The organism is Candidatus Desulfosporosinus nitrosoreducens (assembly GCF_030954495.1).
GTDB classification, from domain to species: Bacteria; Bacillota; Desulfitobacteriia; order Desulfitobacteriales; family Desulfitobacteriaceae; genus Desulfosporosinus; species Desulfosporosinus nitrosoreducens.
Window position 1 is genome coordinate 1 of the sequence record NZ_JAVHUW010000077.1, and the last position, 10,780, is coordinate 10,780.

Annotated in this window: 10 protein-coding genes and 1 pseudogene; 9 read left to right on the plus strand and 2 right to left on the minus strand. The window is 42.9% G+C overall.

Annotated elements, in window-relative coordinates:
• Positions 1 to 317, minus strand: a 317-nt coding sequence (locus tag REC12_RS22205; protein WP_308898042.1) for a COG3415 family protein, incomplete at its 3' end; no start/stop codon positions are given.
• Positions 318 to 882: 565 nt separating this feature from the next.
• Between REC12_RS22205 and REC12_RS22210 the strand changes: the two genes are divergently transcribed.
• Positions 883 to 2,196, plus strand: coding sequence for a hemolysin family protein (locus REC12_RS22210; protein ID WP_308898060.1), 1,314 nt, complete (start codon positions 883 to 885; stop codon positions 2,194 to 2,196).
• Positions 2,197 to 2,389: 193 nt separating this feature from the next.
• Here the strand turns inward: REC12_RS22210 and asnB are convergent, their stop codons facing one another.
• Entirely contained in the window at positions 2,390 to 4,273 is a 1,884-nt protein-coding gene (gene asnB, locus REC12_RS22215) for an asparagine synthase (glutamine-hydrolyzing) (protein WP_308898044.1), read from the minus strand.
• Between the two features lie 334 nt (positions 4,274 to 4,607).
• Between asnB and REC12_RS22220 the strand changes: the two genes are divergently transcribed.
• The 8 genes and pseudogenes from REC12_RS22220 (at position 4,608) to REC12_RS22255 (ending at position 10,356) form a co-directional block, all read left to right on the plus strand.
• Positions 4,608 to 4,925 (plus strand): YmaF family protein, encoded by a 318-nt coding sequence (locus REC12_RS22220; protein ID WP_308898046.1) that lies wholly within the window; start codon positions 4,608 to 4,610, stop codon positions 4,923 to 4,925.
• A gap of 505 nt (positions 4,926 to 5,430) precedes the next feature.
• A pseudogene (locus REC12_RS22225) lies at positions 5,431 to 5,787 on the plus strand (DUF2577 domain-containing protein).
• Positions 5,784 to 6,185 carry a DUF2634 domain-containing protein gene (locus REC12_RS22230; protein ID WP_308898047.1) on the plus strand — a complete coding sequence of 134 codons (402 nt, stop codon included), beginning with the start codon at positions 5,784 to 5,786 and terminating at the stop codon, positions 6,183 to 6,185. The pseudogene REC12_RS22225 and the gene REC12_RS22230 overlap by 4 nt, the downstream one beginning before the upstream one ends.
• Entirely contained in the window at positions 6,186 to 7,181 is a 996-nt protein-coding gene (locus REC12_RS22235; RefSeq protein WP_308898049.1) for a baseplate J/gp47 family protein, read from the plus strand.
• A 535-nt stretch (positions 7,182 to 7,716) separates the two neighbouring features.
• Complete coding sequence (locus REC12_RS22240; protein ID WP_308898051.1) at positions 7,717 to 8,934, plus strand: IS110 family RNA-guided transposase; 1,218 nt, start codon at positions 7,717 to 7,719, stop codon at positions 8,932 to 8,934.
• Between the two features lie 127 nt (positions 8,935 to 9,061).
• Positions 9,062 to 9,406 carry a hypothetical protein gene (locus REC12_RS22245; RefSeq protein ID WP_308898053.1) on the plus strand — a complete coding sequence of 115 codons (345 nt, stop codon included), beginning with the start codon at positions 9,062 to 9,064 and terminating at the stop codon, positions 9,404 to 9,406.
• 39 nt (positions 9,407 to 9,445) lie between these two features.
• Positions 9,446 to 9,586 carry a hypothetical protein gene (locus tag REC12_RS22250; protein ID WP_308898056.1) on the plus strand — a complete coding sequence of 47 codons (141 nt, stop codon included), beginning with the start codon at positions 9,446 to 9,448 and terminating at the stop codon, positions 9,584 to 9,586.
• A 110-nt stretch (positions 9,587 to 9,696) separates the two neighbouring features.
• Complete coding sequence (locus tag REC12_RS22255) at positions 9,697 to 10,356, plus strand: hypothetical protein (RefSeq protein WP_308898058.1); 660 nt, start codon at positions 9,697 to 9,699, stop codon at positions 10,354 to 10,356.
• The last annotated feature ends 424 nt before the right edge of the window (positions 10,357 to 10,780 follow it).

Below are 10,780 nucleotides of genomic sequence, written 5' to 3' on the forward strand. Positions count from 1 at the left end.
AGCTTTCCATCGTTTGCTTGTGATTCAAACGCTTGAAGAAGTTCCTTTTCTTCAAGTTCAGTCAGGTATCGTTTATTGCCTCCTTTACGGTTTTCTCCAAGGATTGGCTGAAGGCCTATTTTAAAATACTTGCTGATAATGTTGTTTACAGTTGCGGCAGGATATCCAACAACTTTCGCGATGTCTTTTGACGGCATACTCTCTACAGCCCTCAGTCGTAATACAAGTAACCGCTTTATTTCAAATTTGTTGTCCGCTTCGTTTTCTGCTTTTAAGATCTCTTCAATCTGCTCTTCGGTAAAACTTTTCCTTCTCATTTCAGATACACACCTTTAAACGTTAGTATGTATCAATTATATCATAAAAAGGGAATCAATATAATATTTCAAACGCCAAATAGTATAAGGTTCATGATAGTGAGTTTAAAAAGAAAAGGTTGACACATCCGGCGTTAAGAAGAATGTGCCAACCTTTTTTATACAGTCGGAAAGTATAACCTTCGGTTGTATACTTTCCTTCTGCATAAGTGCAACCAACGGTTTCGTCTTCGCTAAGGCTCGGCGAAGCCGGGTTTTCTTTATACTATGGTTAAACAAATTTTTTTTCATTTGACGGCAGGGTAGAGAAGCCCCATGGAGTTCCGCTACGCAGGATTTAAAGAAGTAAGCGGCAAAAGTTTAATTCTCTCTTCCTTAAAAATGAGGGAGGGGGAATTTTTACAAGTGAGTTAGCATCATATATAATGAAAGTACGATTTATTGACGCTGGATTTAAACTTGGAAGATTGCTGAAAATTTATGAAAGGAAAAGGTTAGGTTTTCCGAGTTGCTTAACCAGGAAAGTATCATAGAAGGTCTGTTTTGGAGTCTTCTCAAGGTTCTGATTGCTTTTTTATTGGTAGGAATCAATGGGATTTTTGTGGCGGCTGAATTTTCGATGGTTAAGGTCCGCAAAACCCGTTTGGCGGAATTAGCGGAGAATGGTTCCCGTCGGGCTCAAACCGCTCTGGATGTCACCTCGAAACTGGACGCTTATTTGTCAGCGAGCCAACTGGGGATCACCTTAGCCTCACTGGGGTTGGGCTGGCTGGGGGAACCAGCGGTTGCAACCCTGATTGAACCCTTGTTTTCAGGGCTGGGCGGCTGGGGAGAGGTTTACACAGAAACCATTTCGATAGTCATAGCCTTTTTAGCCATCACTTTCCTGCACATCGTCCTTGGGGAACTCGTTCCGAAATCATTGGCTATTCAAAAGGATGAACTTACGGCCTTATCGACAGCCGGTTTGCTAAAATGGTTTTATCGGGTTTTCTACCCGGTCATTTGGGCGCTCAATAATCTGGCCAATTTAGTGTTGCGTCTCTGGAAAATCCAGCCGGCTAACGAGCAGGATCTTGTCCACAGTGAAGAAGAACTGCGGATGTTGGTTGATGCCAGCCAAAGGCACGGTTATTTGGATAAAATGGAAGGAAAACTTCTGGACAACGTATTTGAGTTCTCAGATCGCATTGCCAGTGAAGTTATGATTCCCCGGCAAGATATGGTCTGCATTTTTCTTCAGGATACCTTCCCTGAGATTCTCGAGATTGTAAAAAAATATGGACATACCCGTTACCTGCTTTGCGATGATGATAAGGATCATGTTTTAGGGCTGGTACATATGAGGGACATCTTCTGGCTCCAGGAACAATCCGCGGAAAAGGATATCACCCAGATTAAGCGCGATATCCTGGCCGTTCCTGAGGGGATGCCTATTTCACGCTTAGTTCAAAAAATGCGCAGCCAACGGACCCATATGGCTGTTGTCGTCGATGAATTTGGAGGAACCGCCGGCCTCGTCACGATTGAAGATATGCTGGAAGAACTGGTGGGAGAAATCTATGATGAATTTGAGCTGGAGCAGCCGCCTATTGAAAAGCTGAACGATCAAGAGTATATCCTCAACGGTCGGGTGTTAATGGAAGAAGTTTCCGAGCTGCTGGAAATTCAGCTTGAGGAAGAAACTGTTTCCACTATTGGCGGGTACGTCTTTTCCCGCTTAGGCCGTAAACCGGTAAAAGGAGATGTCGTATATTTTGACGGTTTTCTCTTTGAGGTTCTGGAAGTCAACGGCTTTAGAATCACTAAAGTTAAGGTAACGCGCAAACCGCTCCAACCTAAAAGTGATGTAGAGATCCTGGGGAATGATGAACCTTGATGAGGCTGTATGAAAACTCAGCCCCCAAAATTCAAAGTAGTTACAACGTTCGAAAAGCGTCCTCCTTTCACTGTCAGTTCAAAGTGAAGTGAGGGCGTTTTTCGAATGTTGTAACGATAGAGGCCAAAATGGGGCTGTGAAAACAACATAAATAAGTTTTAACACAGCCCCATTCGGTGTTAAGGGTCTTCTCCTACAGAATCCTGATCTCTTTCTCTTTCAGCCAGAATTCAACTTGAATCAAGAAGGCAAAGAGCTGAGGAATGTCCATGAGCTGACCGAACCAAGGACGGCCTGAGGGCAAGGTATCGGAGAGTTTCATGAGGTCTTCCAAAGCGGGAAGGTTAATGAGGGGCAGAAGAGGAGAATTGGGATCGGACAGGATTTCGCGGAGCCAGGAGCGAACGGATTCCAGATAGTTGGGATGGTGGGTTTTGGGATAGGGGCTTTTACGGCGCCAAAGTACGTCGTCGGGGAGAACTCCTGTAAGGGCGTGACGGAGGATTCCTTTTTCCCGGCCTTCCAGGGCTTTCATCTCCCAAGGAATATTCCAGGCATATTCGACAATCCGATGGTCGCAGAAGGGAACACGGACTTCCAAGCCGGTAGCCATAGTCATGCGGTCTTTGCGGTCAAGTAACGTAGGCATAAAACGCGTGATGGTTAAATAGGAGATCTCGCGGATTCGGGCCTCGCGCTGCTGCTCCTTGACGGTTCTGCTGTCTTGATGTACAGGCGCAGAGCCGGGGAGTTTGGGGATTTCGGCCAAAGCTTCTTCGTACCGATTGCGGATATATTCGTAGGGTTGCAGGTAGTCGATCAGTTCGGGGGACAGAACTTGCAGACGATTTTCCACATGCAGTGCCCAAGGGAATGTCTCGGCGGCGAGAGAGTCCGGACGGTGAAACCAAGGGTAGCCTCCGAAAACCTCGTCGGCACATTCTCCGGATAGTCCTACAGTAACGTGTTTCTTAATTTCCTGGGAGAAGAGCAAAAGGGAGGAATCAACATCCGCCATGCCGGGAAGGTCACGTGCCGTTGCCGCTGCTTTTAAAGCCTCAACAAGGTCAGGGATCGTGAAGGTGCATTTCGTGTGCAGGGTAGAAAAAGCTTGGGACATCCGTTCGATCCACGGGCCGTCAGCGTCCGGCTGAAAATCGTTTGGTTTAAAATATTTATCGTTGTCTGCGTAATCTACGGAGAAAGTCGGCAGGGGTCCTTTTCCTTCATAGGCAAAAGTGTTGGCGGCAATGGCTGTAATGGCGCTGGAGTCCAGTCCGCCCGAAAGCAGGGTCCCGATCGGTACGTCGGATACGAGTTGGCGTTGGACAGTATCCAGAAAAAGGTCCCGAATTTTCGTAGAGGTCTTGGCAAGATCATCCGCATGGATGTTATTAGGCAAGGCCCAATATTGATGAATTTTCAGGCCGTTGTTAGAATAGATCATGCTGTGGCCGGGCCTTAATTCGGAAACACCTTCAAAAACTCCGTTGCCCGGGGTGCGGGCCGGACCGATAAAGAAGACTTCTGATAGTCCGTTTTTTCCGATCAATGGAGGCAGTTCGGGGTGTTTAAGCAATGCCTTTAGTTCTGAGGCAAAGAGCAGGAAACCGTTTTGTTCGCTGTAAAAGAGAGGCTTCACTCCCAAGCGGTCTCTTGCGGCAAATAAATGTTGAGACTGGCCGTCCCAAATGCCGAAAGCAAAGATTCCGTTAAGACGGTCCACACAGGATGGTCCCCATTCCATGTAGGAGAGAAGTACGGCTTCAGTATCCGAATGTCCTTCAAAATGATAGCCGCGACTTAAAAGTTCCGAGCGTACTTCCTGAGTATTATATAATTCACCATTATAAATGAGAGTATAAGTATGTTCTCCACGTTGGCGAATCATAGGCTGCAGCCCGCCCTCCGGATCAACGACAATTAAACGGCGGTGTCCCAAGGCGGCGTGAGGCGAGAGCCAGTACCCGTCAGCATCCGGTCCTCGGGGCGTAAGGGTTTCAGTCATTCGCCCCAGCACCTCTTTTTGAGACGATAAATCCCGTTTCCAATCTATCCAACCGACAATTCCACACATTTTGCTTCGTCCTCCTTATTTAAAAGATAATCATTATCAATTAACCTCCTACACTTTATGCTTGAAGCATACAATAGTTTACGGTGGCCCTTTAGATTTAGGGAATCATTTTTCAGCCTAATTGACGTCTTTTCTTGAGTTATTTCCGGGATTCTGATTTGGATTCTAGGAATTTGTACATTTTGGTTTTAAAATACGACAAAACCTTTGGAAAAATACTCTAAAGAATAGTTTTTTGCTTCCTTACGTTGACGGCATGGGCAGACCTGCCTGCACACAGTTTTTTTCCCTTGCATACAATAGCGTGATTATTCATTGAAACGGGGTTGATAGAATGGCAGTTTATCAACAGAGTCCCAGAGGCCATAATCACGGAAGCGTAACGCATACCTCCTGTGCCCAAGGGCATGTTCATCAGTGCTTGGATATTACGGGTCCGCCGGTTCCGACACCCGATGGAAGTCATGTTCATCATTCTGAAAGCTGGGTTATGTATGAGCATGGACACTCTCATTATTACAAATCTGTCTCCGGGCCGTCCTTACTTTTACCAGATGGTTGGCATGTACATGATTGGAATTTTTATACAACGATGGATGCAGGGCATTGCCACCATGTATCGGGCCCCGATATGCCTGCTCAAGGAGTTTGAACAAAGAAAATAATTAAAGATGTTAAATATATATAGCTACTTTGCACCATTGAAGAGTGTGAAGTAGCTATTTTAATGATTTAATCGATCTGATTCCATGTTGCTTAGGGAGATTTGGCTGATGCTGCACCAGGTCAACCCCGATGAGGACAATGCCAACCTGGATCTGGGGTGGTTTATTCATGAAATGAGCTATACTTGGATTCTCCAAGGAAGGATTCTATGATGAAGATTAATTAGTTAACTTCAGATCTGACCGAGCTTGTTAAGATGTTTGGTCTTTTATAAGAGTCTATGTTGAGATGTTATGATATAGAAAAATGAAGGAGAATGCTACATGCCATCTACTCATAAAGAATCGTCGCTATTGTATACTTATTCGGACTATTTGACCTGGCCGGAAGATGAGCGCCGGGAACTTATTAACGGAGTTCCCTAAAATATGACCCCGGCATAATTTTGACGGAATAGATCATACCATGAGCTTAGATTTGAAGGTGATATGATGGCCAGCCTGTTAGACCTAATTAAAACCGCGGGGATGGATGCTGTGTGAGCTTCCAATCCAGTACATGTGATGTTTGGAGAAGCCGTTACAGTAGATCCGCTGAGTGTAAAAGTCGATCAACGCTTTACGCTGCCGGCGGACTTTTTAATTGTGCCGGAAAGCCTCACTCGGTATGAAGTTGATCTAAGGCATACTCATCAGTATATAGATGATAGTAATTCAGGAACCACGTCTGAGGCATTGACAACTAAACTAATTATCCGTCCCGGGCTTGAAGCAGGGGATAAGGTTTTATTGCTCCGTTTTCAGGGCGGCCAAAGATATTTGATTCTCGACAAGGTGGTGACGACATGATACCGACCGGTGGAAGTATCAGTAATGGTGTGATCGAAGAAACAGTGCAGCCGTCCCTCACCTGGAAGCTGGACGTGGAGAAACAACGAATTATCGGCAGCCTGGACGGACTTGAGGCGGTTAAGCAGGCTGCTCTTAAGATCTTGCAAACCCCTCGTTTCTGTTACTTGATCTATACGGCAAACTATGGTTCTGAGTTGGAGACCTTGATTGGAATGAATCAGGTCTTTGTGAAATCAGAAGCTGCCCGGATGATCCGGGAAGCCTTGACTCAGGATGACCGAATCACCAGCGTTGAGAACGTCGTCATTACGGTTATGGGAGATAGTTTGCTGATCGAATTTATCGTGGTGAGTACGTATGGCGAATTTGAGATGGTGCGGGAGGTGATCTCCTAAGTGTATGAGGATCAAACCTATGATGCGATACTAACAAGAATGTTGGCCCGGGTCTCGGATAAGGTCGATAAACGCGAGGGGTCCCTGGTCTTTGACGCCCTGGCAGCTGTAGCGGCGGAACTGGCCCAGTTTTATGTGGAACTAAATATTAACACAACCCTTTCCTTTGCTGATACGGCTACCGACGAGTACTTGACCCGCCGTACTGCGGAGTTTGGCGTGAACCGTGAAGAGGCGACAAAAGCGCAGCGCAAGGGTGAGTTTTTCGACAGCAATGGTATGCCTATGGATATTCCGTTAGGTAGTCGTTACGGAATCGGCGGACTTGCATATACAGCTTTAGAGCAAATCAGTACCGGTGTCTACATTTTAGAGTGTGAAACCGCCGGAGTGGTCGGTAACCAGCAATTTGGGAATCTGCTCCCCATTATTCAGGTCGACGGTCTGGCCAGAGCAGAGCTTGAGGATGTACTGGTACCAGGCGAAGAGGAGGAAGAGAACGAAACACTGCGAACAAGGTATTATGAAGTGGTCAATGAACCATCCTATGGCGGAAAAGGTTATATTTATAGCATCTTGATATCAAGTGGGGTAATCAATTGGAGTAAAGCAATTTATGCGGGTAATATAGTTGGTGGTGTAGGATTCATAAAAGTTATTGGTTCTTATCTATATACTGTTTATTATTCGTCCAATGGCTTAAGTGGTTACTATGAATGCTTACAGATAGCTAGTCAAACGACATATATGACAATTACAACAAAACAATTTTACAGCAACGCTACTGCTGGTTATGTTATGAGTAATCTAGTAATAGTAGGAACAACTTTTTATTTTGACGGTTATGCTGGAACTTCGACTCATAATCTTTATACATTTGATTTAACAACAGGAAATCAAATAAGTTCAATTACAACTTCCATGACTGGTACAAACTATATTGACTTTGTTAATAACATTTATTATAAATCCGATACAGCATATATATTGTTATGACTTAACAACTAATGTGTTGCTGTGGAAATATACTCATGGTTTATTGTCTACGCCTACACTTTTTGTATTTATGGTTAATAGTGTAATTATTTATTATAGTGGGTGTATCTCCCCAATTAAATTAAGTACATCGGGTATTTTACTATACACGTTGCAATCCGCCGCTTATAATCGGTTTAACTCAATTGTCTACAATAAGAATTTAAACTTATTAACAGCTTTAATTTGGAGCCAGAACGGTTCTGGATATAATGAATTTTTTAGGGTTTTAGAAAATATTGCAATAGCAATATAGACTCCCATGCCGCTGACGCAGCACCATCGGAAGGATGAAAATTGGTTCGTGTCGAAGTTCTCTTTGGCTGGCGAAGGTAGGTCGGTGTTCTATGGTGCTTCGAGCCCGTAATATAGACAGACCACAGCGACCAGGTGCACCACAGATTGTTGCCTCTTTGGAGAGCACGCAGGATAGAATGATCCATGAGTGGTTGTTGCACCAGCCTTCAATTTGAAACAGCCTAAGGGATGGACTATTGTGGATGTTATTTACACTCATTGTTGCGGCTTAGACGTTCATAAGAAGAATGTTGTCGCCTGTGCCATCACCCCCGTAGAGAAAGAAATCCGTACCTTTTTAACCCTGACGGATGACCTTATTTCATTGGCCGACTGGCTAAAAACCAAAGGCTGCACTCACGTGGCGATGGAAAGTACGGCATCTTACTGGAAACCGATTTACAACCTCCTTGAACTGGAAGACATCAAGACAATCGTGGTTAACGCTAAGCACATCAAGAACGTGCCGGGACGCAAAACCGACGTGAAAGATGCTGAATGGATTGCGGGATTGTTACAACATGGACTGCTGCAAGGAAATTACATTCCTTCCCGCGATCAGAGAGAGTTACGAGAACTGATCCGCTATCGACGAAGCATGATTGACGAAAGAGCACGGGAAATCAATCGGATACAAAAAGTTTTAGAGGGTGCAACTATAAAGCTTTCTTCTGTAGCCACTGATGTCTTGGGCAAATCCGGACGGGCTATGATCGAGGCCATGATTCAAGGTCAGGAGAATCCGGAGACACTCTCCGAACTTGCTAAAGGTAAGTTAAAAAACAAAAAGGCTGATCTCCAAAAGGCCATGCATGGTTTAATGGGTAATCATCAAAAACTCATGTTGGATGCTCAACTTAAACACATTGATTTCTTGGATGACCTGATCGCTAAGCTTGACGACGAAGTGAAGACACGAATGCTCCCTTTTGAAGAAGACCTGGAGTTATTAGATACCATACCCGGAGTGGGAAGACGTACTGCTGAACAAATCTTAGCAGAAGCAGGTCCTGACATGGATCAGTTTCCTTCCGCGGCCCACTTATGTTCATGGGCAGGGGTAGCTCCAGGTAACAACGAAAGTGCCGGAAAGCGAAAGTCTGGCAAAGTCAAAAAAGGAAACCAAAAGTTACGAAGTGCCCTTGTTGAAGCAGCCCGAGCAGCAGCCCGCACGAAGGAAACATACTTATCGTCACAGTACCACCGGATAGCCGCCAGGAGAGGAGCAAACCGGGCAGTCTTGGCGGTTGCTCATAGCATTTTAACCATTGCTTACTACATCCTAAAGAGAAGGCTGCCTTATATTGAGCTTGGTCCCAACTATTATGAAGAGCGAAAACGTCATACAGTGCTAAAACAGTCAATTAAGAAGCTTGAGGCTTTAGGATATAAAGTCACGGTTGAAGAGGTAGCATAACGAGAAGTATTTGAACTTTAGCAGGAGCCAAGTTGTAACCATAATTTGGATATACAAGTTGGTTTTATGGGTTTTGTTTTTTGCCTATTTTGGGGTCATTTAATTTTCAGGATAGGAGGTAAAAATTATGAGTGTATTTATTAAATTTCAAAAAATATCAGATACCGACGGAATAGTAACTTACCAGAATTTTGTTCCCGATGATCCTTTTCACGGGGTATCCCAGGATCAACGGTCAACGGGAATAATGGTTGACAGCGTTCCAGAACCTACGCCTCAAACAAATAAAGGCCAAGAACTCCATATCAACCCTCAAACCTTAGTCCTAACATGGGTTTATCCCGACATCACAATAGACCAAATGACCGCCGATCAAAAAATAGCCCAACTCCAATCTGATCTAGCAACAGCCAATGAATCCATGGCAGAGCTAACCATCATGTTGTCATCTTTGCTAACGCCTACTACTTAAGGTGTTAGCATTTTTAATAAATAAAAGGAGGCGATTATTTTGACATTTACAAAGGATAGTGGCTTAGTGAAGGTCTGGGTAAGCCTAATCCTGGCAGGCACCTACACGCTCGAACAGGTACCAAATTTGTACGATCTTAAAGAGATTGTTACTGAGGTGGTCAACAGCACAGCTGCTTAATTCCATGAAGAGGAGCAAGGCAAGAACAAAAGATAGGTAGTATCATCTCGAATAGTTTCTTTCTCTGTTCCCCTTCATTAGTTATAATAAGCTTAGAAGGAAGTGAAAATATGCATACTAATAATCACGCACAATCTAGCAATAAAATTAAAGATTGGACAATTATAATTTTACCGTTGTTAGTTGTAATAATAACATGCGGTTTTAATTATTGGCTTTGGCATAATCAGCATACTACAGAGTACAACGAAAAATTAATAGAAAAACGTATGGGCTTAGTTGATGAAGTATCTTCAGCTATACTTGAATACCAAAGAGCGATTAGATATAGCATTCAATATCAAGCACTTGTAGACCAATATACTGATCATAATAAAGAAAAAACTGTTGAAGATGCCTCAAAAATTGATAAAAAAATAAAGGAAATGGAGCCAGAGGTATATAATAACAACTTACAATTAGAACCATCAAGGGATAGGTTATTTAATAAATTTATAATTTGTCAAGAATATTATGGTCAAGAAACTAATAAAGCAATAGAAGAATTTAAAAGTAATGTAATTAATAAAAATTATCAAGATTATGAAAATATATACGAAAAATATGAATTAAACAAAGGAATTAGTAAAAATAAATTATACCCACAACCTAATGAAATTTATTATAATGTAGATGAACTCAAAAGTTCCATTGACCAATATATCAATGGATATTCTAAAAATATTTTAGATGCGATGTATCGTGAAAATATTCTAAAGGCTAAAGAATAGACTTTTTAACGCACTCATAGATACAGAGTGTCATAGGAGAAGTCAAAGCAGATTAAATAGAATAAATAATGGAACAAATATGTGTATACATATGGGGCAAAGCGGCTTGACCCCTCAATTTTGGACAAATCACCCTCTTACATAACTTTTTCATAGAGATACTCCAGATTTCATAGTTATTCAGTTCTTTGTATAAATCCGCGAGCTTGCAATGAGCCTCCATGGTCGTGATGTTCGACGGCTGGCCGGAATTGTCTTCGCTTATGCCGTATGGATATGAATTATTTTTATAGTGACTTTTGTTTCATGAAAACTGGTTTTACCCTTTATTTTGGAGTTTTTTAAGTATTTTTTAACTTTTTATGAGAGTTTCTTTTTATTTGATATTTATTCATTTTTTTTTATTTTTGGGATTGCTTGAATA